At 73.0% G+C, this 26496-nt stretch carries 26 protein-coding genes and 3 tRNA genes; 21 read left to right on the top strand and 8 right to left on the bottom strand.

The window, feature by feature from the left end; translation table 11 throughout:
- Positions 1-112: 112 nt before the first annotated feature.
- The 4 genes from QP090_RS07610 (at position 113) to QP090_RS07595 (ending at position 2378) form a co-directional block, all read left to right on the top strand.
- Complete coding sequence (locus QP090_RS07610; RefSeq protein WP_285937804.1) at positions 113-685, top strand: PPA1309 family protein; 573 nt, start codon at positions 113-115, stop codon at positions 683-685.
- A gap of 10 nt (positions 686-695) precedes the next feature.
- Entirely contained in the window at positions 696-1163 is a 468-nt protein-coding gene (locus QP090_RS07605) for a molybdenum cofactor biosynthesis protein MoaE (RefSeq protein WP_285937803.1), read from the top strand.
- A gap of 28 nt (positions 1164-1191) precedes the next feature.
- Positions 1192-2238: a YlbL family protein gene (locus QP090_RS07600; RefSeq protein WP_285937802.1), complete on the top strand. Its 1047-nt coding sequence runs from the start codon at positions 1192-1194 to the stop codon at positions 2236-2238.
- Positions 2239-2301: 63 nt separating this feature from the next.
- Positions 2302-2378, top strand: a tRNA-Met gene (locus QP090_RS07595).
- Positions 2379-2575: 197 nt separating this feature from the next.
- Here the strand turns inward: QP090_RS07595 and QP090_RS07590 are convergent.
- Positions 2576-3691 carry a PucR family transcriptional regulator gene (locus QP090_RS07590; RefSeq protein WP_285937801.1) on the bottom strand — a complete coding sequence of 372 codons (1116 nt, stop codon included), beginning with the start codon at positions 3689-3691 and terminating at the stop codon, positions 2576-2578.
- Positions 3692-3809: 118 nt separating this feature from the next.
- Here QP090_RS07590 and QP090_RS07585 point away from each other — a divergent pair, with 118 nt between their 5' ends.
- Positions 3810-4733, top strand: a complete 924-nt coding sequence (locus QP090_RS07585; RefSeq protein WP_285937800.1) for a proline dehydrogenase family protein — start codon at positions 3810-3812, stop codon at positions 4731-4733.
- A gap of 41 nt (positions 4734-4774) precedes the next feature.
- The gene (gene pruA, locus QP090_RS07580) at positions 4775-6406 is read left to right on the top strand and encodes an L-glutamate gamma-semialdehyde dehydrogenase (RefSeq protein WP_285937799.1); all 1632 of its coding nucleotides are present in this window, start codon (positions 4775-4777) and stop codon (positions 6404-6406) included.
- 182 nt (positions 6407-6588) lie between these two features.
- On the opposite strand, the gene QP090_RS07575 is transcribed toward pruA, so the two are convergent.
- Complete coding sequence (locus QP090_RS07575) at positions 6589-7812, bottom strand: cytochrome P450 (protein WP_285937798.1); 1224 nt, start codon at positions 7810-7812, stop codon at positions 6589-6591.
- 62 nt (positions 7813-7874) lie between these two features.
- On the opposite strand from QP090_RS07575, the gene QP090_RS07570 reads away from it, so the two are divergent.
- The 9 genes from QP090_RS07570 (at position 7875) to QP090_RS07530 (ending at position 16952) form a co-directional block, all read left to right on the top strand.
- Positions 7875-8552, top strand: coding sequence for a TetR/AcrR family transcriptional regulator (locus QP090_RS07570; RefSeq protein WP_285937797.1), 678 nt, complete (start codon positions 7875-7877; stop codon positions 8550-8552).
- A 46-nt stretch (positions 8553-8598) separates the two neighbouring features.
- A tRNA-Met gene (locus QP090_RS07565) sits at positions 8599-8675 on the top strand.
- Between the two features lie 68 nt (positions 8676-8743).
- Positions 8744-8917 carry a hypothetical protein gene (locus tag QP090_RS07560; RefSeq protein WP_285937795.1) on the top strand — a complete coding sequence of 58 codons (174 nt, stop codon included), beginning with the start codon at positions 8744-8746 and terminating at the stop codon, positions 8915-8917.
- 46 nt (positions 8918-8963) lie between these two features.
- A tRNA-Met gene (locus tag QP090_RS07555) sits at positions 8964-9040 on the top strand.
- 94 nt (positions 9041-9134) lie between these two features.
- A complete protein-coding gene (locus tag QP090_RS07550) occupies positions 9135-9524 on the top strand; it encodes a DUF3054 domain-containing protein (protein ID WP_285937794.1) in 390 nt (129 codons plus the stop codon).
- A gap of 194 nt (positions 9525-9718) precedes the next feature.
- A complete protein-coding gene (locus QP090_RS07545; RefSeq protein ID WP_285937793.1) occupies positions 9719-11368 on the top strand; it encodes an AMP-binding protein in 1650 nt (549 codons plus the stop codon).
- A 99-nt stretch (positions 11369-11467) separates the two neighbouring features.
- A complete protein-coding gene (locus QP090_RS07540; protein ID WP_285937792.1) occupies positions 11468-14452 on the top strand; it encodes an AMP-binding protein in 2985 nt (994 codons plus the stop codon).
- Positions 14453-14760: 308 nt separating this feature from the next.
- Positions 14761-16152, top strand: a complete 1392-nt coding sequence (locus QP090_RS07535; protein WP_285937791.1) for a cytochrome P450 — start codon at positions 14761-14763, stop codon at positions 16150-16152.
- The gene (locus tag QP090_RS07530; protein ID WP_285937790.1) at positions 16149-16952 is read left to right on the top strand and encodes an SDR family oxidoreductase; all 804 of its coding nucleotides are present in this window, start codon (positions 16149-16151) and stop codon (positions 16950-16952) included. Before QP090_RS07535 ends, QP090_RS07530 begins: the two co-directional genes overlap by 4 nt.
- Here the strand turns inward: QP090_RS07530 and QP090_RS07525 are convergent.
- Positions 16928-17803 (bottom strand): oxygenase MpaB family protein, encoded by an 876-nt coding sequence (locus QP090_RS07525; protein WP_285937789.1) that lies wholly within the window; start codon positions 17801-17803, stop codon positions 16928-16930. The two genes, QP090_RS07530 and QP090_RS07525, sit on opposite strands and share 25 nt — an antisense overlap.
- Positions 17804-17907: 104 nt before the next feature.
- Here QP090_RS07525 and QP090_RS07520 point away from each other — a divergent pair, with 104 nt between their 5' ends.
- On the top strand, positions 17908-18534 hold the full coding sequence (locus QP090_RS07520; RefSeq protein WP_285937788.1) for a TetR/AcrR family transcriptional regulator: 627 nt from the start codon (positions 17908-17910) through the stop codon (positions 18532-18534).
- A gap of 158 nt (positions 18535-18692) precedes the next feature.
- Positions 18693-20168: a carboxylesterase/lipase family protein gene (locus QP090_RS07515; RefSeq protein WP_285937787.1), complete on the top strand. Its 1476-nt coding sequence runs from the start codon at positions 18693-18695 to the stop codon at positions 20166-20168.
- Between the two features lie 19 nt (positions 20169-20187).
- Here QP090_RS07515 and lhgO read toward each other — a convergent pair whose 3' ends face one another.
- From lhgO to QP090_RS07500, 3 genes are all read right to left on the bottom strand, one after another.
- Complete coding sequence (gene lhgO, locus QP090_RS07510) at positions 20188-21366, bottom strand: L-2-hydroxyglutarate oxidase (protein ID WP_285938602.1); 1179 nt, start codon at positions 21364-21366, stop codon at positions 20188-20190.
- A gap of 92 nt (positions 21367-21458) precedes the next feature.
- Positions 21459-21650 carry a tail-anchor membrane protein gene (locus tag QP090_RS07505; RefSeq protein WP_285937785.1) on the bottom strand — a complete coding sequence of 64 codons (192 nt, stop codon included), beginning with the start codon at positions 21648-21650 and terminating at the stop codon, positions 21459-21461.
- A gap of 275 nt (positions 21651-21925) precedes the next feature.
- Positions 21926-22222 (bottom strand): hypothetical protein, encoded by a 297-nt coding sequence (locus tag QP090_RS07500; protein ID WP_285937783.1) that lies wholly within the window; start codon positions 22220-22222, stop codon positions 21926-21928.
- 100 nt (positions 22223-22322) lie between these two features.
- On the opposite strand from QP090_RS07500, the gene QP090_RS07495 reads away from it, so the two are divergent.
- Together QP090_RS07495 and QP090_RS07490 are read left to right on the top strand one after the other, a co-directional pair.
- A complete protein-coding gene (locus QP090_RS07495; protein ID WP_285937782.1) occupies positions 22323-22664 on the top strand; it encodes a hypothetical protein in 342 nt (113 codons plus the stop codon).
- A gap of 82 nt (positions 22665-22746) precedes the next feature.
- Complete coding sequence (locus QP090_RS07490; protein WP_285937781.1) at positions 22747-22992, top strand: hypothetical protein; 246 nt, start codon at positions 22747-22749, stop codon at positions 22990-22992.
- A gap of 100 nt (positions 22993-23092) precedes the next feature.
- Here QP090_RS07490 and QP090_RS07485 read toward each other — a convergent pair whose 3' ends face one another.
- A complete protein-coding gene (locus QP090_RS07485) occupies positions 23093-23806 on the bottom strand; it encodes an endonuclease/exonuclease/phosphatase family protein (protein WP_285937780.1) in 714 nt (237 codons plus the stop codon).
- Between the two features lie 84 nt (positions 23807-23890).
- Here QP090_RS07485 and QP090_RS07480 point away from each other — a divergent pair, with 84 nt between their 5' ends.
- Both QP090_RS07480 and QP090_RS07475 read left to right on the top strand, forming a co-directional pair.
- Complete coding sequence (locus QP090_RS07480) at positions 23891-24553, top strand: replication initiator (RefSeq protein WP_349666477.1); 663 nt, start codon at positions 23891-23893, stop codon at positions 24551-24553.
- A 404-nt stretch (positions 24554-24957) separates the two neighbouring features.
- Positions 24958-25575, top strand: coding sequence for a GAP family protein (locus QP090_RS07475; protein WP_285937778.1), 618 nt, complete (start codon positions 24958-24960; stop codon positions 25573-25575).
- A 74-nt stretch (positions 25576-25649) separates the two neighbouring features.
- Here QP090_RS07475 and hisN read toward each other — a convergent pair whose 3' ends face one another.
- Positions 25650-26453, bottom strand: a complete 804-nt coding sequence (gene hisN / locus QP090_RS07470; protein WP_285937777.1) for a histidinol-phosphatase — start codon at positions 26451-26453, stop codon at positions 25650-25652.
- Between the last annotated feature and the right edge of the window lie 43 nt (positions 26454-26496).

Below are 26496 nucleotides of genomic sequence, written 5' to 3'. Positions count from 1 at the left end.
CCTCCGTTCATGGTCGTGCCCACCGGCGGCACGCCGGTGCTGTGTATGCAACTTACCGAGTTGGCGTGGGGTTCCCGCATTTCCCCGGGCTGATTGGGGGAAAGATGGCCCCGTGAGTCTTCTGGAAGAAGTCGTGCTGGACCTCGAACGTCATTCGGCCCTGGAAGGATGGGACACCGCTCCGCGCCTCTACGCGCTGGTGCGCAGCGTCGAGCTGCGCCGCGCGGAGCCGGAGCTGGCCGACCAGCTCGGCCTGCAATCGGACGCCGACACCCTCGCCGCCCTCGAACAGCCCGCGCTGCCCGAGCAGTCCGCCGTCGAGGACGCGCTCGCCACCATCGCCTGGCCGGACGCCGTCGAGGGCTGCGCCCTGGTGATCGAACGGGTGGTGCTGCCGCCCGAGGTGGAGGAGGAGATCCCCGAGGACGAGAAGGAGGCCGTCGCCTGGGCCGCCGAGCATCCGGCCCGCGAGGACGTCCGCATGGTGGTCGGCGTGCTGCGCGACGGCACCCGCCACTCGGCGCTGCGGCTCCGCCGGCACGACGCCGACGACGAGGTGTTGGCCGGCCCGGACCTGGTCCCCGCCCTCGCCGAGGCGCTCGCCGCCACCCTCGACCCCGACGAGCCGGACGCCGCCGCCCGTCCGGCCGCGGCGGGAGATCAGGATCGGCCGGCGGGCGGGTAGCCTGCGGGACGTGAGCGAGGTCATTGCTTCCCCGGCCGGGTCCGTCCCGGCCGGGCCCGCGGTCATCCGGCTGGCGGACGTCCGCGACACCCCCCTGTCGGTGGACGAGGTGTTCGGCGCCGTCGGCTCCCCGGCCGCGGGCGGCACCGCGCTGTTCGTCGGCACCGTCCGCGACGCCGATCACGCGCGGGCCGTCCGGAACCTGTCCTACAGCGCCCACCCGACGGCCGGGCGGGAGCTCCGCGCGGTCATGGAGAAGGTCGCCGCCGACCTCCCGGTGCTGGCCCTCGCCGCCGTGCACCGGGTCGGCGACCTGGAGATCGGCGACCTGGCCGTCGTGGTGGCCGCGTCCAGCCCGCATCGCGCCGAGGCGTTCGAGGCGTGCCGGCGGCTGATCGACGACCTCAAGGCGCTGGTGCCCATCTGGAAGCACCAGACCTTCGCCGACGGCGGGGACGAGTGGGTCGGGGCCTGCTGAGGCCCCGCTTCGGCATAGAGTTTCCGGCATGTCTCGTCGTGCCGCCACGCTCACCGCCGCGAGCGTGCTCGTCCTGGTGCTGGCTCTCGTTGGCTCGTTCCTGCCCGTCCCGTACGTCGCGCTGATGCCGGGCCCGACGAGCAACACGCTCGGCGCCAACGACAAGGGCCAGCCGCTCATCAAGATCGAGGGGCGGCGGACCTACGACGACGGCGGGCACCTCAACTTCACCACGGTCACCTACCGGGGCGGCCCCGGCGGCCGGATCGACCTGTTCAGCGCGCTGCGCGGCTGGCTGGCCAGCGACACCGCGATCGTCCCCGAAGAGACGGTCTTCCCCAAGAACGAGTCGCAGCAGCAGGTCGACCAGGAGAACACCCGGCAGATGCACGACTCGCAGGAGAGCGCCGAGGCCGCCGCCCTGCACCAGCTCAAGATCCCGCTGGGCACCCAGGTCGTCATCGACTCGGTGCAGAAGGGCCGGCCCGCCGACGGCAAGATCAAGCCGGACGACGAGGTCATCGCGGTCGACGGCACCAAGACCGCCAGCGCCGCCCAGGTCACCGGCCTGATGGCCAAGCACAAGGCCGGCGACGCCGTCGAGCTGACCGTCCGGCGCGCCGGCGCGGAGCAGAAGGTCTCCGTCACCACCGTCGCCGACCCCACCGGCAAGCGCGCCGTGATCGGCGTCGTCCTCGGCGACCGCTACAAGTTCCCGTTCAAGATCGACATCAGCGTCGGCGACGTCGGCGGCCCGAGCGCCGGCCTGATGTTCTCGCTCGCCATCGTCGACAAGCTCACCCCCGGCTCGCTCACCGGCGGGAAGTTCATCGCCGGCACCGGCACGATCACCCCCGAGGGCAAGGTCGGCCCGATCGGCGGCATCCAGCAGAAGATGATCGCCGCCCGCCAGGCCGGCGCGACGGTCTTCCTGACCCCCAAGGACAACTGCACGGACGCCTCCGCCGCCCGCCCCGACGGCCTCCGCCTGATCCGCGCCGACACCCTCGACAGCGCCGTGAAGTCGGTCAACGCCCTCAACGGCCAGGGCGGCCAGATCCCCGCCTGCTCCTGAGGAACGGGCCCGGCCGCACCGATTTGGCCGATCACCCCGGATGCAATAGAGTTAAGACAACGCCGCGGGGTGGAGCAGTTCGGTAGCTCGCTGGGCTCATAACCCAGAGGTCGCAGGTTCAAATCCTGCCCCCGCTACCAAGGAAAGACCCGGTTGGAAGCGAACACAGTTCGCACCAGCCGGGTCTTTTGCTTTTCCCGGGCTCCCCTTTTCCCCTTCCGCCTAGTTCAGGCTGACTTCCTCGGCATTCCGCCCGCACTCTCAGGCGGCCGAGAACACCCTCAGCGCGAAGTCATACATAAGCCACACCGCGCGGGGGGTGTGGCGGAGGCGCAGGTTACTGCGGTGGGGTTGCGGTGAACGGGGGCAGGTAGGGGGAGAGGGTGAGGGCCAGGTGGAGGGTGAGGCGGTCCTGGCCGGTGGAGAGGTCGAGGGCGGTGATCTCCTCGATGCGGCGGAGGCGGTGGTAGAGGGTCTGGCGGTGGATGCTGAGGTCGCGGGCGGTGTGCTGGACGCTGCCGGCGCGGTCGAGGAACGCGCGGGCGGTGGCGGCCAGGTCGGGGTGGGCCAGCAGGCGGTCCGCGCCCGGGGTGAGGACGGCCTGGGACAGCGCGTCGTCGGCGGCGCAGCGCAGGAGGCGCAGGACGCCCAGCGAGGTCCAGTCGCGGGTCTCGCCCGTGGCGGCGGCGCGGGCGGCGACGCGGGCGCGGAGCCAGCCCTCGCGGACCTCGGTGAGGGCGTCGCAGGGGCCGTACGAGCCGGCCTGGACGGGTTCGGGGCTGCGTTCGGCGAGGAGGCGGCGGGCCCGCTCGACGACGTCGCCCGCACGGGACATCGGGAACACCAGGACGTGGTCGCGTTCCCAAACGGTGGTGAGGACCGAGCGGGGGAGCAGCCACGGGTTCAGCGGCCGGGGCTCGGGGCCCGGGGCGCGCAGGACGGCGACGGCCAGGGGCGGGGGCAGTGCCTCGGCCAGGTCGGCCGCGGCCTGGCCGCGCACCTCGGGCTGGGCCGACAGGAGGTCGGCGAGCTTCCAGCCGAGATCGTCGCGCTCGCGGGCCTGGCGGGCCATCTGGAGGCCCGCGCGCTCGCAGAGGGGCATGGCCCGCGCGGCGAGCTCGTCGGAGATCGTCCCGCTGTCGTCGAGCAGCCACAGGTAGCCGTAGGTCACGCCGTGCCAGCGCGCGGGCAGGCAGAGACGGCCGAGGACGCCCGCGGCGCGGTCGGCCGGGATCCGGACGGGGCCGGTGGCGCGGGCGATGCCGAAGCGCTCGAACCGGGACCGGACGGCCTCGGTGGCGCGGCGGTGCAGGATCGACTCCATCCGGACGGGGTCGATCGTGTCGCCGTGCGCCGCGTACGCCACGAGATGGAAGTCGCGGTCCTCCAGCGTCGCCGGGGCGCCCAGCAGGTCGGCGGCGCTTTCCACGATTTCCTGGAGATCGGCGGCCATGTCCCCGATTGTACGTCTGTATGAAGTTCGCGGCCTGGACGGGTGACAGTCGGCTGTAGGGGGACGGGGCTCTGGCTCGTAGCTTGAGAGGCAGGACATCGCAGCTCGGGAGGTCATCGTGGTCAGTCCTGTTCTTCTCGCCGCCGCGCGCAGCGACCGGATCCGCCGGCTGGTCACGGCGGTACCGCTCACCCGGGCTGTCGTCGACCGGTTCGTCGCCGGCGAGGACCTGGAGGCCGCGCTGGAGGCGGTGCGCGAGCTGACCGGGGACGGGCTGGCGGTGACGCTCGACCACCTCGGTGAGGACACCACCGACCGGGCCCAGGCCGAGGCCACCCGGGACGCCTACCTGACGCTGTTCGCCGCGTTCGCCGAGCACGGCCTCACCGCGTCCGCCGAGGCGTCGGTGAAGCTGTCGGCGCTCGGCGGGGCGCTGCCCGGCGGCGCGTCCATCGCGCTCGACCACGCCCGCGAGATCGCCGCCGCGGCGGCCCGGCACGGCATGACGGTCACCCTCGACATGGAGGACCACACCACGGTCGACGCGACGCTGGCCGCGCTCGGCAAGCTGCGGACCGACTTCCCCTCGACCGGCGTCGCGATCCAGGCGATGCTGCGCCGGACCGAGGGCGACCTGGCCGACCTCGTCCACGAGGGTTCCCGGGTGCGGCTGGTGAAGGGCGCCTACGCCGAGCCCGCGTCGGTGGCCCACCAGGGCCGCCAGGAAGTCGACCGCGCCTACGTGCGGGCGCTGCGGACGCTGATGGACGGCGACGGTCACCCCATGGTCGCCACCCACGACCCGCGCGTCATCGAGATCGCGCTCGACCTCGCCCGGCGCAACGGGCGGACGACCGACTCGTACGAGTTCCAGATGCTGTACGGGATCCGCGCCGCGGAGCAGCGGCGGCTGGCCGCGTCCGGCGAGCGGATGCGCGTGTACGTCCCGTACGGCTCCGACTGGTACGGCTACTTCATGCGCCGCCTTGCCGAGCGTCCCGCCAACCTCGCCTTCTTCCTGCGGTCGTTCGTCTCCCGCTGACCCCCCACCCTCTGCCCCGACCCCTTGAGGAGGACCGTTCCATGGACGCCGTGACCAACGTGCCCGCCCCGGTGAACGAGCCCGTGCTCGGCTACGCCCCCGGGAGCCCCGAGCGGGCCCGGCTGGAGGCCGCGCTCGCCGAGCTCGCGGGCGCCGGCCCGATCGACCTGCCCATGACGATCGGCGGCGAGCGGCGGCTCGGCGCCGGGGCCAAGACCGACGTGGTGCAGCCGCACCGGCACGCCGCCGTGCTCGGCACGTTCGGCACCGCCACCCGGCAGGACGCGCGGGACGCGGTCGACGCGGCGCTCGCCGCGGCACCCGCCTGGCGGGAGCTGTCGTTCGACGACCGCGCCGCGGTCTTCCTCAAGGCCGCCGACCTGCTGGCCGGGCCGTGGCGGGCGCGGATCGCGGCGGCGACGATGCTCGGGCAGTCCAAGACCGCCCAGCAGGCCGAGATCGACAGCCCCTGCGAGCTGATCGACTTCTGGCGGTTCAACGTGCACTTCGCCCGGCAGATCATGGCCGAGCAGCCGATCAGCGGCCCCGGGGTGTGGAACCGGACCGACCACCGGCCGCTGGAGGGGTTCGTCTACGCGATCACCCCGTTCAACTTCACCGCGATCGCCGGGAACCTGCCGACCGCGCCCGCGCTGATGGGCAACGTGGTGGTGTGGAAGCCGTCGCCGACCCAGACCTACTCGGCCGTGCTGCTGATGCGGCTGCTGGAGGAGGCCGGGCTCCCGCCGGGCGTGATCAACCTGGTGACCGGGGACGGCCTGGAGGTGTCGGAGGTCGCGCTGACCCACCCCGACCTCGCCGGGATCCACTTCACCGGCTCGACCGCGACGTTCCAGCACCTGTGGAGGACCGTCGGCGCCAACATCGGCACGTACCGGACCTACCCGAGGCTCGTCGGCGAGACCGGCGGCAAGGACTTCGTGGTCGCGCACCCGTCCGCCGACCGGGAGGCGCTGAAGGCCGCGCTGGTCCGCGGCGCCTACGAGTACCAGGGGCAGAAGTGCTCGGCGGCGTCCCGCGCCTACGTCCCGCGCTCGATCTGGGAGGACGGCTTCAAGGAGGAGCTCGCCGCCGAGGTCGAGTCGCTGAGCATGGGCGACGTCACCGACCTGGGCAACTTCATGGGCGCGGTGATCGACGAGCGGGCGTTCGCCAAGAACCGCGCGGCGATCGAGCGGGCCGAGGCCGACCCGGCGGTCGAGATCGTCGCGGGCGGCACCTGCGACGACTCGGTCGGCTACTTCGTCCGGCCGACCGTGCTGGTCTCCGCCGACCCGGACGACGAGATCTTCAAGACCGAGTACTTCGGGCCGATCCTCGGCGTCCTGGTCTACGAGGACGCGCGGTACGACGAGGTGCTCGCGCAGATGGAGTCGGTCTCGGCGTACGCGCTGACCGGCGCGGTGATCGCGCAGGACCGCGGGGCCATCGCGCACACCATGCGGGTGCTGCGCTACGCGGCCGGCAACTTCTACGTCAACGACAAGCCGACGGGCGCGGTCGTCGGGCAGCAGCCGTTCGGCGGCGCCCGCGCGTCCGGCACCAACGACAAGGCGGGGTCGGCGCAGAACCTGCTGCGCTGGACGTCGCCGCGCTCGATCAAGGAGACCTTCGTCCCGCCCACCGGCCACCGCTACCCGCACATGGGCTGACGCCGGCCGCACATCCGACCGACCCCACCCGCACATGGGCCCTCCCGGAGCCCATATGGCCGGCCCGGGCCGTCCGCGCCACCACTCCTGGCGGGCAGCCCGGCGCCGTTCGTCCAGAGGCTCAGGGGCGAACTCAGAGGCCGGGGGAGGGGACGGCGCGGCGCGGCGGCGGGCGGTGGTGATCAGGTGGACGGGGCGAGGCCGGTGGCGGGAAGCTTCGTCCAGCCTCGGGTGAACGCCGAGGAGAGCCGTTCGGCCCGGTCGAGGTCGACCCCGACGTGGGGGTGCGCGGCCAGCAGCTCCTCCAGCGCGACGCGGGCCTGGAGCTTGGCCAGGTGCGAGCCGATGCAGAAGTGCACGCCGCTGGCGAAGCCCAGGTGGCGCGGGATCTCGCGGGTCACGTCGAGCCGTCCGGCGGTCGGGCCGAACTCGCGCTCGTCGCGGTTGGCCGCCCCGTACAGCATCATCACCTTCTCGCCGGCGGGGATCTCCACGCCGTGCAGCACCACCGGCCGGGTCGTCGTCCGGGCCAGCCCCTGCACCGACCCCTCCAGCCGCAGGAACTCCAGCAGCGCGTTCGGGATGAGCGCCGGGTCGGCGGCGAGCCTCTCGCGCTGGGCGTGGTCGCCGTCGAGCAGCGCCACGCCGTGCGAGATGAGGTTGCCGGTGGTGTCGTTGCCGCCCGCGACCATGACGAAGCAGAACCCGAGGATGTCCCAGTCGGTGAGCCGCTCGCCGTCCGCCTCGGCGGCGGTCAGCGCGCTGATCAGGTCGCCGGTGGGCGCGGCCCGGCGCGCGGTGATCAGGTCGGTGAAGTACTGGAACATCTCGGCGACCGCCCCGGCCGCGCCGCCCGAATCGAGGGCGCCCGCGTCGAACCCGTCGTCCTGGAGGCGGGTCAGGGCCGTCACCCACGGGCCGAACCGCGCCCGGTCCGGCTCCGGGACGCCCAGCAGGTGCGCCAGCGCGAACGTGGGGAGCGGCGAGGAGAAGTCGCGGTGCAGGTCGGCGGGCTCGCCGTCAGCGACCGTGCGCTCCATCACCGCGATCCGGCCGCGGACGAACTCGCGGAGCAGCTCCTCCAATGCGGCGACGCGGCGGGGCGTGAAGCCGTGGCCGACCAGCCGCCGGAGCGCGGTGTGCCGGGGCGGATCGAGCATCACCATCGTCGGCGCCAGCCCGAGCGCGCCGATCTCGTCGGGGTAGAACGTCAGGCCCTCGGCGGACGAGAAGGCCGCCGCGTCCCGCACCGCCGTCCAGACGTCCTCGAACCGCGACAGCGCCCAGAACGGCGGGGCGCCGTGCCGGTGCACGGGCTCCTCGTCGCGGAGCCGGCGGTAGGCGGGGTAGGGATCGGCCTGGAAGTCGGGGTCGAACGGGTCGTACTGGTCGTGTGCGTCGCCCATGGCCCGGCACCCCTCGGTTGTAACGATCACCGTTATTAACGCCTCCTGTTAGTATCACCGCCGTGCCGAGAGACGCAAGAGCGACCAGGGAGCGGCTGCTCCGCGCCGGGGCCCGGCTGTTCGCCGCCGAGGGCGTCGACGCCGCCAGGACCCGCGACATCGTGGCGCTCGCCGGGCAGGGCAACGACTCGGCGATCACCTACCACTTCGGCTCGCGGCGCGGGCTGCTGGAGGCCGTCCTGCGCGCCGGGGTCGACCGGATGGAGCCCGCCCGCCTGGCCACGCTGCCCCGGCTCGACCCGTCCGACCTGCGCGGCATCGTGGCCGCCGTGGTCGAACCGATCGCCGGCGAGCTGCGCACCGAGGAGGGGCGCGACTTCCTGCGCGTGGTCGCCCAGGTCTCGGGCCGGGCGGGGATCCGCGGCCACGCCGTGCCGGGCCCGATCGAGGGCACCGCGATCGCCCGGCAGCTCGCGCTGCTGGAGGAGTGCTGCCTCGGCTTCCTGCCCGCCGCGCTCGCGCTGGAGCGCATCGCGGTGATGATCGCCTTCCTCGCCGCCGCGCTCGCCGACCGCACCGGACGCGTCGGCCGCGCCGACTGCGCCGACCGTGCCGGGCCTGCGGGCGGCTCGCTGCTCGGCCACGACGCCTTCGTGGTCGACCTGATCGAGATGCTGACCGCGGCGCTCGCGGCCCCCCATCGGGCCGCGCCCGACGGGCTCGCACAGGCGGGCGCCTAGCCGGTTTGCGCAGGCGGGGCGGGCCCCATAGAGTTAAGACATCCGACGCGGGGTGGAGCAGTTCGGTAGCTCGCTGGGCTCATAACCCAGAGGTCGTGGGTTCAAATCCTGCCCCCGCTACCAGAAGGAAATGGGCTCGGTCGGTGCAGACACGGTCTGCACCGACCGAGCCTTCCGCTTCTCCCGAGGACTTGCCCTCCGCGCCTATCCTGAGTGAAGAGGAGGCGGGCAGCCTCGCCGGTCCTGCGGGCGGCTCGCTGCTCGGCCACGACGCCTTCGTGACCGACCTGATCGAGATGCTGACCGCGGCGCTCGCGGCCCCCCATCGGGCCGCGCCCGACGGGCTCGCGCAAGCGGGCGCCTAACCGGTTTGCGCAAGCGGGACGGGCCCCATAGAGTTAAGACATCCGACGCGGGGTGGAGCAGTTCGGTAGCTCGCTGGGCTCATAACCCAGAGGTCGCAGGTTCAAATCCTGCCCCCGCTACCAAGAGGAATAGGCTCGGTCGGTGCAGACACAGTCTGCACCGACCGGGCCTTTCCGCTTCTCCCGAGGACTCGCCCTCCGCGCCTATCCTGGGTGAATGCGAAACGTCATGGCCGCGTTCCTCGATGTGTGCTGCGTGCTCCTCTTCGTCGCGATCGGACGCTCGTCGCACGAGGAGGCGGGCGGCCTCGCCGGGATGGCGACCACGGCCTGGCCGTTCCTGGCGGGACTGGCGGCCGGGTGGGCGCTGCTGCGGGTGTGGCGGCGTCCGGGGCCGTTCGCGCTGTTCCCGGCGGGCATCGGCGTGTGGGCCGTGACCGTCGCCGTGGGCATGGTGCTGCGCGTGGCGTCCGGGCAGGGCACCGCGTTCTCGTTCATCGTGGTCGCCCTGACGTTCCTCGGACTCGCGCTGCTCGGCTGGCGGCTGGTGGCCCGGGTGCTGAACTCGATGCGCTCCTCCCGCGACGCGTTCCTGCCCGGCCGCTGACCCGCCCGTCCCGCCCCGGCGCACAACTTTCGGGACGGTCCTTGTCACCCGGCTCACAAACCCGCGGGGGCGGTGGCGCTCCACATGACCGGGTGGTCTCTTCGGTCGCCCGGCGTGGTTGACGGCGGCGCCGCCGCGCTGGTGAAGTTACTCGCTAGTCACGTGGGTGGCGGCGGGTACATGAAGGGGGCACCATGGCATCTGGGCTGCGGGACTGGCTGGACAAGCCGAACATCGGACGCGGCGTCCAGCTCGCGACCGACGACGGCGGCTGGGAGTTCCGCGGGTACGGCGAGCTGGCCTCGGGAGCCCGGCGCACCGCCGCCGCGCTGATCGAGGACGGGGTGCGTCCCGGCGACGTCGTGTGCCTGATCCTGCCGACCGACTTCACCTGCATCGAGACCTACTACGCGGTGTGGGCCGCCGGCGCGACCGTCTGCCTGATCACCCCGCCGCTGTTCCAGGACGGCGACGACTACGTGGCGCACGTCGCGGCGATCCTGCGGCAGGCCCGCCCGGCGCTCACCATCGCCTCCGCCGACCTGGCCGGACGCGCCGCCCGCGCGCTCGCGGAGGCCGGGCTTCCCGGCGAACCGTGGCTGCCGCGCCGCGCGGACGCCGAGGCCGAGGTGCGGGTGCCCGGCGAGCTGGCCCTCCTCCAGTTCACCTCCGGTTCCAGCGGCGCCCCGCGCGGCGTCATGGTCACCTGGGAGAACCTGGAGGCCAACTGCGAGCTGATCGCGCGCACCGCCGGGTTCGAGGACGACGACGTGGTCGCCTCCTGGCTGCCGCTCTACCACGACATGGGCCTCATCGGCTGCTTCCTCACCCCGATCGCCCGGCAGGCCGCCCTGCGGCTGATGCGCCCGGACCACTTCATCCGCGACCCGGCCCGCTGGATCCGCTGCTTCGCCGAGGCCGCGCACACGGCGGCGCCGCCCTTCGCGTACGCCTACTGCGCGCGGCGGGTGAAGCCCGAGGAGCTCGAGGGCCTGGACCTGTCCGGCTGGAAGACGGCGATCATCGGCGCCGAGCCGATCGACCCGCACGCGCTGGAGGTCTTCGCCCGGCTGGTCGAGCCGTTCGGGTTCTCCCGCGCCTCGTTCAAGCCCGCCTACGGGATGGCCGAGACGACGCTGCTGGTGACCATGGACCATCCGCGCCGCGACCCGCTGGCGGTCCGTCCGGACGGCGAGTCGCTGGCGTTCGGCGAGAAGGTCCGCGTCCTCGAGCAGCACACCCTCGGCGCGGAGTCGCTCGGCGCCAAGGCCGGCTGGGTCGTCGGGTGCGGGACGCCCGAGGAGGACGTCCCCGTCGAGATCGTCGACGACCAGGGCCGCGACCTGCCCGCCGGCCGGCTCGGCGAGATCGTTGTCGGCGGCGTCTCCGCCTGTCCCGGCTACTACGCGGGCGCGGAGGCCAAGTCGACCCGGTTCATCGAGGGCCGGGTGCACACCGGCGACGCCGGGTTCTTCCACGAGGGCCGGCTGTTCGTGCTCGGCCGGATGGGCGACAGCATCAAGGTGCGGGGCCGCTCGGTCTACGTCGAGGACCTGGAGGCCAAGATCGCCGAGGCGTCCGGGCTGGGCAAGGGCCGGATCGTGGTCGTCGGCGTCCCGGGCGCGGGCACCCGCGGCCTGGCGCTGTTCGCCGAGACCGGCGACGCGTCGTGGGTGGACGGCGTCCGCGAGACGCTGCGCCGCCGGGTCGGCGACGACGTCGAGGTCACCATCGTGGTCGGGACCGGGCTGATCCAGCGCACCTCCAGCGGCAAGCCGCGTCGCCGGTACATGTGGGAGCAGCTCCGGGCCGGACGGATGGAAGGTGCCCGGATCGTCCCCTGACGCCCGGTGCGGCGGTGCAAGATCGGCCCATCCGGGGGCCGTTATTGCTTACCGCGTTGAACAGGGGCAACATGGCGTTGACGCTCTGAGAGGTCGACGATGCCCCCTGTTGCCAAAGCGCTGCTCAGCCTGGGCGCGCGCCTGGGCTCCACCGCCCAGAACGCTCTCGAGGTCGCGCGGTTCGGCGGGCTCGACACCGGCGAGGACGCCTCCCCGTACGACGTGCTGACCGAGCAGCGCACCTACCGGCTGCGCCGCTACTTCCCGCGCGCCGCGGCGTCCGGGGACGGCGCCGGGCGGCCGGTGATGCTGCTCGTCCCGCCGCTGATGATGACCGCCGAGGTGTACGACATCTCCTCGCGGGTCAGCGCGGTGGGCGCGCTGTACGACCGCGGCGTCGACCCGTGGGTGGTCGACTTCGGCGCCCCCGAGCGCGAGCCCGGCGGGCTGGAGCGCACCGTCACCGACCACGTCCTGGCGGTCAGCGACGCCGTCGACCGGGTCCGCGAGATCACCGGACGGGACGTGCACCTCGCCGGCTACTCGCAGGGCGGCATGTTCGTCTACCAGACCGCCGCGTACCGGCGCGGCGAGGGCGTCGCGTCGGTGGTCACGTTCGGCAGCCCCGCCGACACCAGCGTCGGGCTCCCGTTCGGGCTGCCGGGCTGGGTCGCGTCCGACGCGGCCGGCCGCATCCCCGACGCGCTGCTGCGCAGCTTCGCGGTGCCCGGCTGGGTGACCCGGACGGGCTTCCAGCTCCTCAGCCCGGTCAAGTCGGTGCGCAGCCGGGTCGACTTCATCCTCCGGCTGCACGACCGCGAGCGCCTCGCCCCGCGCGAGCGGCAGCGCCGCTTCCTCGAACGCGAGGGCTGGGTGTCGTGGCCGGGCCCGGCGCTGCTCGACTTCGTCCGCCAGTTCATCGCGCACAACCGGATGCTCACCGGCGGCTTCGTCATCGGCGACCGGCTGGTCACGCTGGCCGACATCACCTGCCCGGTGCTCACCTTCGTCGGCGAGGTCGACGAGATCGCCTCGCCGCCGATGGTGCGCGGCATCCGCCGCGCCGCGTCCCGCGCGCAGGTGTACGAGGCGTCGCTGCGCGCCGGGCACTTCGGCCTGGTCGTCGGCGGCCTCGCGGTGACGCAGACCTGGCCCGCCGTCGCTGCCTGGGCGGCCTGGCGCGACGGCCGCGGCGAGCTGCCCGGGATCGTCCACCGGGTCGACGGCGACGAGGAGGCCGCGGCGCCCGCGCTGCCCGGCGGCGCCGCCGGCTACGGGCTCCAGCTCGCGATGGGCGTCGGCTCGAGCGCCGCCCGTTCGGCCGCCGGGACCGCCGCGCGGGCCGTGCGCGGCTCGCGGCAGCTCACCCGCGAGGCCACGCTCAACCTGCCCCGGCTGGCCCGGCTCGAACGCATCCACGCCGACACGCGGATGTCGCTCGGCCTGCTGCTCGACGAGCAGGCGCGCCGCGCCCCGGGCGACGTGTTCTTCCTCTACCAGGGCCGCGCGCACACCCACGCGGCGGCCGAGCGGCGCATCGACGCGATCGTCCGCGGGCTGATCCACGTCGGGGTCCGGCAGGGTGACGCGGTCGGCGTGCTGATGGGGACCCGGCCGACCGCGCTCGCGCTGGTGGCGGCGCTGAGCAGGCTGGGCGCGGTCGCGGTGCTGCTGCGCCCCGACGGCGACCTGGCCCGCGAGGCCGAGCTCGGCCGGATCGGCCGCGTCATCGCCGACCCCGAGCACGCCGCCCGCGCGTCCCGGCTGGACGGCGTGCCCGGCCACCTGCTCGGCGGCGGGGGCGCGACCCGCGAGCTCGGCCTCCCGCTGATGGACATGGAGCGCATCGACCCCGCCCGGGTCGAGCCGCCGGGCTGGTTCCGGCCCAACCCGGGCCGCGCCGGCGACCTGGCGTTCGTGCTGTTCACCGGCGACGGCGAGCGGCTGCGGGCGAGCCGCATCACCAACCGCCGCTGGGCGCTGTCGGCGTTCGGGACGGCCTCGTCGGCGGCGCTGTCACCGGCCGACACCGTCTTCAGCATCACCCCGCTGCAACATCCGTCCGCGCTGCTGATGAGCCTCGGCGGCGCCGTCGCGAGCGGCGCCCGGCTCGCCCTGGCCAGCGCCTACGATCCTGAGACGTTCTGGGACGAGGCGCGCCGCTACGGGGTGACCGTCGCGTCCTACACCTGGACGCTGCTGCGCGACCTGGTGAGCGCGCCGCCGCATCCCGGCGAGCGGCACCACGCCGTGCGGCTGTTCATCGGCTCGGGCATGCCGCGCGGCCTGTGGCGGCGGGTCGAGGAGCGGTTCACGCCCGCCCGGGTGCTGGAGTTCTACGCCTCCACCGAGGGCGAGGCGATCCTGGTCAACCTGAGCGGCAAGAAGCCCGGCTCGCTCGGCCGCCCGATGCCGGGCAGCGCCGAGCTGCGGCTGGCCCGCTACGACCTGGAGGCGGGACGGCTCGCCGCGGGGCCGGGCGGGTTCGCGGCCGAGTGCGGGCCCGGCGAGATCGGCATGCTGCTCGCCCGGATCCGCCCGGCCGCGGTCGCGTCCGCGGTCCGCCCGGTGCGCGGCGTGTTCGCGCCCGAGGACGCTTGGACGATCACCGGTGACCTGTTCCGCCGCGACGAGGGCGGCGACTACTGGCTGGTCGGCCGCGAGGCCGAGCTGATCCGCACGCCCGAGGGGATCGTCCCGCCCGGCCCGATCCGGGACGCGCTCGGCGACCTGCCCTGCGTCGACGCGGTCGCCGTCTACGGCGTCCCGGCCGGCGACGCCGAGCTGGCCGCCGCGGCGATCAGCCTGCGCGCGGGCGCGGCCGGCGAGCTGAAGCCGGTCGACCTGTCCGAGGCGCTGCTGCGGGTCGATCCGGGGCTGCGGCCCGCCGTCGTCCGGATCGTGGACGAGATCCCGGTGACGGGCGGGCACCGGCTGCTGTCCGCGCCGCTGCGCGAGGAGGGCGTCCCTCCCGTGGGCGACGGCCGCACGTACTACCGCGACCGTTCCGGCGCGTACCGGCCGCTCACCGAGACCGCCCGCCGCCGCCTGCTCCGCGCGCAGACCGCCCGCCAGGCCCGCTGACCGCCCGCGCCGCGCCCGTTGACCGCTCGCCGCGCCTGCTGACTGCCTGCCACGCCCGCCGCCGGTCCACCTCGCCCCGCGCCCGCGCCGTGCGCCCTCGCTCCGCACGCAGCCGCTTCCGGTGGGCGCGCACATCCGTGCGCGCGCATCGCGTACGCAGCGGGCACTGACCCCGCCTGGACGAGGCGCAAGTCACCCGGCCGCCGCTATGGACTTCCTGGCGCCCGTTGCGTTACAACAAAGCGACATAATCCGCACCTTTGTTGCACGCCCGGACGGGTCACCTCGTTCCGGGCACCGGAGGGTTCATGGCCACGACCATCCTCGCGCCGCCGCCCGAGGGCAGCGGCCTCAAGCCGGTCCGTGGCGCGGTGGGGGTCCCGTACATCGGGGACACCTTCCAGGTCATGCGGCAGCCGTTCCGGATCGCCCGCAAGCGGTACGAGCAGTTCGGACCGGTCACCTGGGGCTGGCTGCTCGGCCAGCGGACCGTCACCGTCCAGGGGCCGGAGGCCGCCGAGACGGTGCTGGTCAACCGGGACAAGGCGTTCGCCAACGGGCCCGCCTGGAGCTACTTCATCGGCCCGTTCTTCTACCGCGGCATCATGCTCCTGGACTTCGAGGAGCACCTGCACCACCGGCGCATCATGCAGCAGGCGTTCAACAGGCCCCGGCTGCGCGCCTACATGGAGGCGATGGCGCCCGGCATCGCCACCGGCCTGGACGCCTGGGAGCCCGGCCGGGGCTTCACCGTGTACGACCACGTCAAGCAGCTCACCCTGGACCTGGCGGCCGACGTGTTCATGGGCGTCGAGCTGGACCGCGCGGAGGCCGGCCGGATCAACGGCGCGTTCGTCGACGCGGTCCGGGCCGGGACGGCCTACGTGCGCTTCCCGGTCCCCGGGCTGCGGTGGTACAAGGGGCTGCGGGCCCGCAAGGTGCTGGAGGCGTTCTTCCGCGAGCACCTGCCCGCCAAGCGCCGCGACGGCGGCGACGACCTGTTCGCCGCGCTCTGCGAGGCCGAGACCGACGACGGCCACCGGTTCACCGACGAGGACGTCGTCAACCACATGATCTTCGCCCTGATGGCGGCGCACGACACCACCACGATCACCCTGACCACGATGGCGTACTACCTCGCCAAGCACCCCGAGTGGCAGGAGCGGCTGCGGGACGAGTCGCTGGCGCTGGTCGCCGAGCACGGCCGCACCGGGCTGGAGTTCGCCGACCTGGACGCGCTGACCGGCATCGACATGGTGATGAAGGAGGCGCTGCGGCTCGTCGCGCCCGTCCCGGCGCTGCCCCGCCGGGTGGTCAAGGACACCTCGATCCTCGGCTTCCACATCCCCGCCGGGACGACCGTGGTCGTGCCGGCGCTCACCAACCACCACATGGCCGAGTGGTGGCCGGACCCGGAGCGGTTCGACCCCGAGCGGTTCGCGCCGGACCGCCGCGAGGACAAGGTGCACAAGTACGCCTGGGAGCCGTTCGGTGGCGGCGCGCACAAGTGCATCGGCCTCCACTTCGCCGGCATGCAGGTCAAGAGCGTCCTGCACCAGATGCTCCAGCGCTACCGGTGGAGCGTGCCGGCGCGGTACGAATGGCCGCTGGACACCACCTCGCTGCCCTCGCCCAAGGACGGCCTCCCCGTCCGTCTCGACCGTCTCGACCGTCTCGACCGTTTGGAGCAGAGCCGATGAGCAAGGTCATCGCCGTCACCGGAGGTGCCCGCGGGATCGGGTTCGCGACCGCCCGCGCGCTGAAGGACAAGGGCGCGTCGGTCGTCATCGGCGACATCGACGAGGCCGCCGCCGAGGAGGCGGGGGAGCGGCTCGGCGTCGCCGCGTACCCGCTGGACGTGACCTCGCGCGCGTCGTTCGCCGCGTTCCTGGACCGGGCCGAGGAGCCGGCCGGGCCGCTGGACGTGCTGGTCAACAACGCCGGCATCATGCCGATCGGCCCGGTCACCGGCGAGAGCGACGCCGACGCGCGGCGCTGCATTGACATCAACGTGCACGGCGTGATGATCGGCACCAAGCTCGCTCTCGGCCGGATGCTGCCGCGCGGCGCCGGGCACGTGATCAACATTGCCTCGCTCGCCGGGGTGCTGCCGACGCCGGGCCTCGCGCTCTACAACGCCAGCAAGGCCGCGGTCATCGCCTTCACCGAGGCGACCCGGCTGGAGGTGCTGGACCGCGGGGTGAACGTGAGCGCGGTGCTGCCCACCTTCACCAACACCGAGCTGGTCGCCGGCACCCGCAGCCCCAAGGGGCAGAAGAACTGCGAGCCGGAGGACATCGCCGCCGCGGTGGTCGAGCTCGTCGGCCGTCCGCGCCCGCAGGCGGTCGTTCCGCGCAAGCTGTCCGGGCAGGTGCGGATCGGCGGCCTGGTCCCCGACCGGGTCAAGCGGGCGGTGGCCCGCCGCTACGGCCTCGACAAGATCTTCCTGGAGTACGACGAGGACGCCAGGAAGGGCTACGACGCCAGGATCCGCGCCTGACCCGCCGCCCCCTCCCGGCGGAAGGCGCGACGGGCGTGCGGGGCGTAGCGGACCGCCTCGGGCAGCAGCGGCCACCACCGGTTGCCGCGCCGGACGGCGGCGGCGAAGCGGCGGTGCCGGCGCTCGTCGGCGGCGCTCCACGGCAGGTCGAGGAGCTCGCGCATCCGCGGGTGCAGGCCGCCGACGGTGATGAAGCGGGCGAGCGCGTTCAGCGGCGGCGAGACCGCGCGCCACAGCGGCGCGGGCACCTTCGGCGGGGCGGGCAGGCCCTTGGTGACGTAGCCGACGCCGTAGCGGGCGGTCTTGTGCGGGACGATCTCCTCTTCGAGCATCCGCTCCCAGTACGCCTGGAACGCCTCCCAGTCCTCGGGCATCGCGCGGTCGCTCACCCCGTACATCCGGAACCAGGTCTTGGACTCCTCGTAGATCTGCCGCTTCTGGTCCTCGCGCAGCGGCCGGATGAAGGTCTCGATCCCGTGCAGCATGGTGTCGAGGAACGTGGCGTGCGCCCAGTAGAAGGTCTCGGGGTCGAGCGCGTGGTAGCGGGAGTCGTCCGGCATCGTGCCCTTGATCTCGCGGTGGAAGTCGCGGACCCGCTCGCCGGTCCGCCGCGACTCGGGCCCGCCATAGACGGTGTCGAGGATCGGCCCGGCCGAGCGCTTGAGGCGGGCGAAGGTCTCGGAGAAGAACACCGAGTGGTCCAGGACGCCCTGGCCGAGCGCCGGGAGCATGTTCTGGAGCACCGCCGCCCGCGGCCCCACCAGCAGCATCCGGGTGTCACCGAAGAAGCGCCAGGTCAGGGAGGACGGCCCGAGCGGGGCGGGCCGGGCGTGGGGGGTCTGGTCGGTCATGCGCACCGCCGGGAGGATCAGCCTGGAGGACAGAACTACGAATACTGTAGCTGTGTTGCGGGAAGGAGTACGGAGCGACGTCCTCCCCCGGTTAAGGTGCGGCTATGACCATGGACACGACCCCGCTGGCCGGGCTGCTGGCGGCGGCCCCCGACCCCGACGGCCTGGACACCCGGATCCTGGACGCCGCGCTCGCGGAGTTCGAGACCTACGGGCTGCGCCGGGTCAGCGTCGAGGACGTCGCCAAGCGGGCCGGGGTCGCGCGCACCACCATCTACCGGAGGTTCTCCAACAAGGAGCAGCTCCTCCAGGCGGTCATCCTGCGCGAGGTGCACCGCTTCCTGACCTCGATCGCCGATGCGACCGAGGGGCTGCCCACCCCCGAGGACGCGGTGGTCGAGGGCTTCGTCGTCGGCCTGCGCGGCGCCCGCACGCACCCGCTGATGACCCGCGTGCTGGAGAGCGAGCCCGAGGCGTTCCTCCCGCAGCTCAGCATGAACGGCGGCGCGGTCATGCTCGCCGCCCGCGACATCCTCGCCGACCGGCTGCGCCGGGCCCGTCCGGGCGACGGGCAGGACTACGCCACGGTCGCCGAGGTGCTGCTCCGGGTCGCGGTGTCGCTGCTGCTGATTCCGGGCGGCGGGCTCCGGCTCGACGGCGAGGACGCCATCCGCGCGTTCGCCCGCGAGCACCTGACCCGGATGCTGCGCCCGGGGCCACCGCCCGCCTGACCGCCCGCCCGCCCGCTCGACCATTCCGCCGCCCCGCCGGTCTGCCCCGTCCTGCCGGACTCGGGTTCGGTCCTTCGGTCCGGCGCGCTTCCGGTCGGGCGGGGGCGTCCCGTACCCTCTGGCTGAGTCGAACTTCGTTCTAGAACCGGAGGCGCGGCATGACTGCGGTCGTCCAGACGGCGTACGGCAAGGTGCGCGGGACCACGCGCGGCGGGATCGCCGCCTTCCTCGGCATCCCCTACGCCGCGCCGCCCTTCGGCGCGAACCGCTTCCAGGCGCCGCGCCCGCCCGAGTCCTGGGACGGCGTCCGCGACGCCACCGAGCCGGGCCCGACCGCGCCCAAGCCCGGCTACCCCAAGCCGTACGACATGCTGCTGCCCGACCCGCAGATCCCGGGCGACGACTGCCTGAACCTCAACGTCTGGACGCCGGAGCCCGCGCCGGGAGGGGCGGGCCTGCCGGTCATGGTGTGGATCCACGGCGGCGCGTTCCGCAACGGGTCCGGGGCCGTGGACGTCTACAACGGCGCCGCGTTCGCCCGCGACGGCGTCGTCTGCGTGACCTTCAACTACCGGCTGGGCGTGGAGGGGTTCGCCAACCTGCCCGGCGCCCCGTCCAACCGCGGCCTGCGCGACCAGATCGCCGCCCTCGAATGGGTCCGCGACAACATCGCCGCGTTCGGCGGCGACCCCGGCCGGGTCACCGTCTTCGGCGAGTCCGCGGGCGCGATGAGCGTCACCACGCTGCTCTCCCTCGACCTCGGGCTGTTCCACCGGGCCATCGCGCAGAGCGGTGCGGGCAACATCGCGCAGGACCCGGACGACGCCATGGTCGTCACCCGCGAGATGGCGTCCCGGCTCGGCGTGGAGCCGACCGCCGCGGGGTTCGCCGCGCTCGCCCCCGCCGCGATCATCCCGGTGCAGGCCGAGATCGCCGCCGCGGTCGCCGCGCTGCCCGATCCGCGCCACTGGGGCCGGACCACCGCGTCCGCCGCGATGTCGCTGATGCCGGTGCTGGACGGCGACCTGTACCCGCGCCGCGCCGAGGACGCCATCGCGGACGGCGCCGGACGCGACGTCGACCTGCTCATCGGCACGACCGCCGAGGAGTTCCGGCTGTTCCTGATGCCGACCGGGCTCGCCACGATCCTCAACGACGATCTGGTCGACGCCGCCTGCGCGGGCATGGGCGTCCCGCCCGCCGTGGCCGCCGCGTACCGCGACCGTCACACCGGGCAGAGCGCCGGGGAGCTGATGGCCACGCTCATCACCGACCGGATGTTCCGCGTCCCCGCCAACCGCGTCGCCGACGGCCACGCGCCCGCTCCGACCTGGATGTACGAGTTCGGCTGGCGGTCGCCCGACCACGACCTCGGCGCCTGCCACGCGCTGGAGCTCGGGTTCGTCTTCGACAACCTCGGCGCGGGGACCGGGGGGTTGACCGGCCCCAACCCGCCCCAGGAACTGGCCGACACCATGCACCGCGCCTGGATCGACTTCGCCGTGCACGGCGACCCGGGCTGGGAGCGGTTCGGCTCCGACACCCGGATGGTGAAGATCTTCGACGCCGCGGGCGACCCGGTGGTCGGCGACCCGCGCGGCGACGACCGCAAGCTCTGGGACGACGTCCCCTGACCCGGGGCGCCGCGTCGCCTCAGGTCTCCAGCCGCTCCACCACGTGCTCGGCGATCGCCAGGGACGAGGTCGCCGCCGGGGACGGGGCGTTCCGCACGGTCACGACCGGGCCGAGCAGCCCGATCCGGAAGTCGTCCACGAGCGAGCCGTCGAGGTCGACCGCCTGGGCCCGCACCCCGGCCGGAGCCGGCACCACGTCGGCCGCCGCCAGCTCCGGCACGAACCCGCGCGCCTCGGCGACGAACGCCCGCTTGACCGCCGACCCGTACAGCTCCTTCAGGCCCGTCCGCCAGTGCCGCCGCGCCAGGCGCCGGGACCCGGGCCAGCGCAGCGTCTCCCACAGCTCGGCGGGACGGACGTCGCGGCGCCGGTAGCCCTCGCGGGCCAGCGCGAGCACGGCGTTCGGCCCGATGTCGACGCCGCCGCCGACCCGCCGGGTGAAGTGCACCCCGAGGAACGGGTAGCGCGGATCGGGCACGGGGTAGATGAGGCCCCTGACCAGCTCGTCCCGCGCGGGGACCAGCCGGTAGTACTCGCCGCGGAACGGGACGATCGCGGGCCCGCGGGCGTCGCCGGCGAGCCGCGCCACCCGGTCCGACTGGAGCCCGGCGCACACCACCAGCCGGTCGAAGACCAGCTCCTCGCGCGGCGAGGCGGCCACGACCCGTCCGCCCGCCCGGCGCAGCCGCACCACCTCGAAGCCGAACCGGACGTCGCCGCCGCCGTCGCGGACGTCGTCCGCGAACGCGCGCGCCACCGCCGGGAAGTCGACGATCGCGGTCGTGGGGGAGTGCAGCGCCGCCACGCCCGCCGCGTGCGGCTCGATCTCACGGAGTCCGCCGCCGGTCAGCCGGCGCAGCCCCGGCACCCCGTTCGCGGCGGCCCGCCGCTCGATCTCGTCGAGCGCGGCCAGCTCGCGCGCGTCACGCGCGACCACGACCTTGCCGCACTCCTCGTACGGCAGGCCCCGGTCGGCGCAGTAGTCCTTCAGCAGGCCGACGCCGCGCCGGCACAGCGTGGCCTTCAGCGAGCCGGGCGCGTAGTAGAGCCCCGCGTGCGCGACGCCGCTGTTGTGCCCGGTCTGGTGCGCCGCCGGACGGTCCTCCTTCTCAAGGACCGTCACCCGCGCGCCGGGATACCGCTGGACGAGCCGCCGCGCCACGGCCAGCCCCAGGATCCCGGCGCCCACCACGCCCATCCGCACCTCGGTCACGTCCGCACCCTAACCGGCCGGACGACGGCGGGAACGGGCGCCGGTGCGGGCTCGGGCGCCGGGCTCGGGCGGCGGTGTCAGCTCCCCAGGCGCTTGCGCCCCTGGCTGCGGACCCGCTTGCGCTGGGACGGGTCGAGCATCAGGTAGCCGACCACCGGCGTCCCGATGACGCCCAGGATGATCAGCGCGCTGAGCCACAAGGGAAAGATCAACAGTGTCAGGAAGCCGACGACGACTCCGCCGATGACGAGTTTGGTCTGGGTCGACATCTCTTAACCTCCGTACGGTCGCCACTGGGACAACGGCCGCCCGGCGACCGTGGTTCCACGATATGTCGCGAGTCAACCGGCGTTCTGACGGGGCGGTACCCAAGAGATCGGGTGCCGCCCCGTTCACGTGCGGGGTTGCTGCTTGACCTGGGGGTTTAGCTGCTCCATGGCGGGCGGGCGGTGTTGATCTTGTCTCACTGGTGCGCGCTGGTTGCCGCTGGTGCTGACTGTTCACGGGCCATGTGCGGGCCATGGCCCGGGACGGTTCGCGCTGGTCACTCGCTGAGGGCGCGCTCTATCACCTTGTTGGCGCGGGTTTCGCTGAGCTGGCTTTCTAGGGGGTTGGTGCCCCAATCGGCCAGAGCGATCCGCACGGTGCCGCATTGGTCGGCGTCGCAGCGTGGATGGCGGGCGGCGGTGTCGAAGGTTCGGACGGGGCGGTTCAGGAGGCGTCCGGCTTGGCGTCCGGCGGCGCGTAGCCGGTCGCGTTCGTCGGGCGAGTGGTAGACGGTGCCGGTTTCGCCGGTTCGCTTTAGCTGGTCGGCGATGACGGCGGCTAGGTCTTCGCTCATCGGGTCCGTCTCCTCCTCGCGCGCTGCGGTTCAAGGATGGCGCGGCGCGGGGTTGGGTGCCAAGTGGGCGCGGTGGTGAGCGTGTCGGAGGGCGCCCTTCGTGCTGGGCGGTGGGTGCGTGGGGTGGTGGCGGCTGCCGGTCCAGCGGCACGGGCGGGCGGAGTGGTGCGTGTCGTGGTGGCGGACCCTGCGGGGGCGTGACACGGCGGCGCGGCATCTGGACCGGCTGGCGCTGGCGTCGGAGCGGCGGGGGTACCGGGGGGTGAAGCTCTACCCGGACCGGAGTACGGCGGTGTACTTCCCGATGCTGCTGTTCACGGTCTGGGGCCCCAAAGAGGACGTCGGAGTTCTGGCAATGGCGCGGGCCGTCCCTGGCGGGTGGGCCTACTTCGACGCGTTCGCCGATCCGTGGTTCCCGTTCGCTCCGTGCCGGGACGTGTGAAGGCGGCTGACCAGGTCGCCGGGCTGATGGAGCACCGGATGTACCCGGGGACCTTCCCGGCCGTGCGGGAGGAGGCGGCGCGGTGAGGATCGTGACGGAGGCGATGGTGTGGGAGGCGAAACAACTCGCCAACCGGGCGGGCGTGGTCGCCCGGCGGGTCAAGACGCAGAGCGAACACCTGGACCTGGCAGCGGCGGGGCTGATGACCGAGCACCTGTGCGAGTGCCTGGACGCGGTGGCGGCGGCGCTGACTTCGGCGCGGGCGAGGGTGCAGCAGATCACCGAGCGGGAGACGACCGAGCAGGCGGGCCGGTCCGGTCCACGATGAACCTCATGGAGACGGCAGCGCTGATGGCGGCGTCAGCGCGACCGCTGCACGCGTCGATCAAGTTCGTGACGGCGTCCGGCCGCGCGCGTTGCCGCCGAGCTCACACCGTGATGTTCGCGCGGAGGAGATTGTGGTCCGAGAGGCCGCCGACGTCCTCGACGGCCGCGCTGCTGGTTCTCCCGCCCCGCACGACCACGTGGTCGATCCACTGTGGCTCCGAGCTTGAGGTTTGTGGCCGTGTCGGCAGGGCTTCCGGCGGGAGATCCACGACGTCGTAACCGGGGCCCAGAGCCGACGCCACGGTGGCACGGTCGGTGTTGAAGTCGCCCAGAAGCATCGCTGCCTGTCCCGGTGGAGTGGCGGTCAGCTCGGCCAGGCGTGCCAGCTGGCGCGAGCGTCGCTGATCACCGCTCACGTGGGTCGCGACGACGAGTGTCCCCGCGGTCTCGACGGACAGCACTCCCTTGCCCGGATCGTCCTCGAAGGAGTCGGCGGCCACCTTGCGACTCTGTCCGTCCACCAGAAGCACGAGGTACTCCTCGGGGGCGCGCAGCGGACGGATGGCGTGGCGGGGTGCCGGGACGCGCGGATACCGCAACGTGTGGACGGTTCGTTCGGGCAGTGCGAGGCGGATGCTGGCCAGTTGGTCACCGCTGACCTCCTGAAGCGCGATGACCTGCTCGGTCCGCGTTACCAACCGCGCCGTAACGGCAGCGATCCGCTCCGATTCGTCCGGCCAACGCGCCAGGACATCCTCACTCCAGTTCTCGGCATGGACACGGTGCAGGACGTTCCATGTAGCCACAGTGATCACGGGGCGTGATGGTAGCCACTTATCGGTCGGCGTGTGGCTCCGCGCGGCGCCCTGGTGTCGCGGTGGTGAGGGTGGGCCGGCGGAATGGCGCAGCCACCCCGAAGGGGCGATGTCCTGTGGCATGCGGCCGTCCCGGAGCTTTGGCGGCGGACGATGATCTACGTCTACCGGGCGTTGGCGCGGATCGGGTCGGAGCGGTCCGGGGTGCCGGTTTCGGTGCGGGCGGTGCGGTCGCTGGTGCGGGTCTCCTACGTCAAGGTGGCCGAGTACCAGCGGCGCGGGGCGGTGCACTTTCACGCGGTGATTCGCCTGGATGGGGTGGTGGACGGGGATCGGTCGGTGGTGGTGGCTCCTCCGGTGTGGGCGGATGTGTCGGCGTTGGCGGCGGCGATCCGGGATGCTGCGCCGATCACCAACACCATGTACGGGCAGTTGTGGCGGCGGGCACGGGCCGTCGCGCTGACCGGCCCCGAGCGGGCGGCGGGGCTGGCCCAGCGGCCGTATGACCTGCGGCACGGCTGCGCGTCGCTGCTGCTCAACTCCGGCGTTCCCGCTACCGAGGTCGCGCGGCGCCTGGGGCACTCCCTCACGGTCCTGATGTCCACATACGCGCACTGGTTCACGGGCATGGAGCAAGAGACAAACCGGCTCATCGACGCGGCTCTAAGCGGCTCTGAGCCCTCCGGGGCCGGTTCCGGCGCTGACGGGCTCCCCACGGGCCAAACCCCCGGAAACGCGGACGCGTAGCCTCGTCTCCGCAGGTCAACCACCTGAAGAGACGAGACCATGCATTCGTCGCGAGTCAGCCGGCGTTCTGACGGGGCGGTACCAAGAGATCGGGTGCCGCCCCGTTCACAAGAACCACATCATGGTCAAGAACACGTCGAGTAGCGGATAGTGCACTGATCGCTCCTCTATCGTGAAACTCAGCGAGGCGGGTCCCCGGCATCGGGGGTCCGGCGGGCCACCTCGTCTTTGTCGTTGCAGGTAGGGCCTGCCCGGGTCGGCGTCGCGACCCTCGCCAGTGGGCGGTTTTGTCGTTGTTCTTGCGCCTGTCGTAGGCGCGGCGCCCAGAGACAAGCGCGGATCGACGCCGGTAGGCCGCAGCGGTCGGCCGGGATCGACCTGGGGGGGAAACCATGAGCCTTCAAGTGCTCCCGCTGGCCATCACGATGATGGCGGGACCGCAGATCATGTCCGCCATCATCCTGGTGACCACCGCCCGAGCGGTGCGGGTCTCGCTGGCGTTCCTGCTCGGCGTGCTGATAGCGGTGACCGTGGGCATGGCGATATCGCGTGGCGTCTTCTCGCTGGTGGGCAGCAGTGTGTCGCTGGGCAAGCCCTCCGACAACACCTCGCTGGGGAAGATCATCCAGTACGTGCTGGTCGCCCTGCTGGTGGCCGGGATACTGAGGAACTACGTGAAGCGGGCCACGGTGAAGCCGCCCAAGTGGCTCGGGACGCTGATGAACGCCGGTCCACGCAGGGCCTTCAAGACCGGTCTACTCCTGATCTTCTTGATGCCCTCGGACATCCTGGTGATGCTGACGGTCGGAGCCAACCTCGAACACCACCACGCGGGCTTCGGCTCGGCGGCGGTGTTCATCGCGGCCACCGTCCTGATCGCGGCACTGCCACTGCTCGCTCTGCTGCTGTTCCACCGGCGAGCGCAGGGCGCCATGCCCGCAGTGCGGGACTGGATGAACACCCACAGCTGGCTCATCAACATCATCTGCTGCCTGATCTTCATTGTCATCATCCTGGCCTGACGTCCTCGCTCGGCCAGCAGGGAACCGCCCACGCAAGAGGCCGGACGCGCAGGGAGATCGTCCGTGCAGGAAGGTCAGACGCGCAGGGAGAGCTGGCCGCCGCCGAGGGTGCGCAGCACCTCGGCGTGGAGGCGGCCGTTGGTGCACACCACGCTGCCGCCATCGGGGCCCGGGACGCCGGACAGGTCGGTGAACATGCCCCCGGCCTCCTCCACGATCACCTGGAGGGCGGCCAGGTCCCACAGCGAGACCTCGGGCTCGGCCGAGACGTCGATCGCGCCCTCGGCCACCATCATGTGCGACCAGAAGTCGCCGAAGGCCCGGGTCCGCCAGACCGCGCGGGTCAGATCGAGGAACTGGTCGAGCCGGTCCTGCTCCTCCCAGCCGCCGAGGCTGGAGAACGACAGCGAGGCGTCCGACAGGTCGTTCACCTGGGAGACCTGGATGCGGGAGGCCCGGGTCAGGCTGCGCCCCGCCCAGGCGCCGCCGCCGCGCGCGGCCCACCAGCGGCGGTTCAGCGAGGGCGCCGACACCACGCCCACCACGATCTCGTCGTGCTCCATCAGCGCGATCAGCGTCGCCCACACCGGCACGCCGCGGACGAAGTTCTTGGTGGCGTCGATCGGGTCGATGATCCAGCAGCGCTGCCCGTAGCCGGTGCGGCCGTACTCCTCGCCCAGCACCGCGTCGCGCGGCCGGGCGCGCTTGAGCGTGCCGCGGATCTGCTCCTCGACGCTGCGGTCGGCGTCACTGACCGGGGTCAGGTCCGGCTTGGTCTCGATCTCCAGATCGAGCGCGCGGAAGCGCCTGGTCGTGATGTCGTCGGCCCCGTCCGCGAGCACGTGCGCGAGACGCAGGTCATCGGAATAGCCCGCCACGACGTGCCACGCTACCGTGCCCGGACCCCGCCCCGACAGGGAC

Origin of the sequence: Actinomadura xylanilytica (assembly GCF_030283145.1) — a bacterium.
GTDB lineage: Bacteria > Actinomycetota > Actinomycetes > Streptosporangiales > Streptosporangiaceae > Spirillospora > Spirillospora xylanilytica.
The sequence above is the reverse complement of the archived record's forward strand: the minus strand, read 5'-3'. Positions and strand labels throughout refer to the sequence as shown.

Excerpts from the sequence above, each read along its gene's own strand:
- QP090_RS07505 (WP_285937785.1), bottom strand. The coding sequence starts at position 21,650 with ATGTCGACCCAGACCAAACTCGTCATCGGCGGAGTCGTCGTCGGCTTC.
- QP090_RS07545 (WP_285937793.1), top strand. The coding sequence starts at position 9,719 with ATGGCATCTGGGCTGCGGGACTGGCTGGACAAGCCGAACATCGGACGC.
- QP090_RS07480 (WP_349666477.1), top strand. The coding sequence starts at position 23,891 with ATGGCGCAGCCACCCCGAAGGGGCGATGTCCTGTGGCATGCGGCCGTC.
- QP090_RS07550 (WP_285937794.1), top strand. The coding sequence starts at position 9,135 with ATGCGAAACGTCATGGCCGCGTTCCTCGATGTGTGCTGCGTGCTCCTC.
- QP090_RS07590 (WP_285937801.1), bottom strand. The coding sequence starts at position 3,691 with ATGGCCGCCGATCTCCAGGAAATCGTGGAAAGCGCCGCCGACCTGCTG.
- pruA (WP_285937799.1), top strand. The coding sequence starts at position 4,775 with ATGGACGCCGTGACCAACGTGCCCGCCCCGGTGAACGAGCCCGTGCTC.
- QP090_RS07535 (WP_285937791.1), top strand. The coding sequence starts at position 14,761 with ATGGCCACGACCATCCTCGCGCCGCCGCCCGAGGGCAGCGGCCTCAAG.
- QP090_RS07530 (WP_285937790.1), top strand. The coding sequence starts at position 16,149 with ATGAGCAAGGTCATCGCCGTCACCGGAGGTGCCCGCGGGATCGGGTTC.
- QP090_RS07600 (WP_285937802.1), top strand. The coding sequence starts at position 1,192 with ATGTCTCGTCGTGCCGCCACGCTCACCGCCGCGAGCGTGCTCGTCCTG.
- QP090_RS07515 (WP_285937787.1), top strand. The coding sequence starts at position 18,693 with ATGACTGCGGTCGTCCAGACGGCGTACGGCAAGGTGCGCGGGACCACG.
- QP090_RS07540 (WP_285937792.1), top strand. The coding sequence starts at position 11,468 with ATGCCCCCTGTTGCCAAAGCGCTGCTCAGCCTGGGCGCGCGCCTGGGC.
- lhgO (WP_285938602.1), bottom strand. The coding sequence starts at position 21,366 with ATGGGCGTGGTGGGCGCCGGGATCCTGGGGCTGGCCGTGGCGCGGCGG.
- QP090_RS07500 (WP_285937783.1), bottom strand. The coding sequence starts at position 22,222 with ATGAGCGAAGACCTAGCCGCCGTCATCGCCGACCAGCTAAAGCGAACC.
- QP090_RS07520 (WP_285937788.1), top strand. The coding sequence starts at position 17,908 with ATGACCATGGACACGACCCCGCTGGCCGGGCTGCTGGCGGCGGCCCCC.
- QP090_RS07575 (WP_285937798.1), bottom strand. The coding sequence starts at position 7,812 with ATGGGCGACGCACACGACCAGTACGACCCGTTCGACCCCGACTTCCAG.
- QP090_RS07525 (WP_285937789.1), bottom strand. The coding sequence starts at position 17,803 with ATGACCGACCAGACCCCCCACGCCCGGCCCGCCCCGCTCGGGCCGTCC.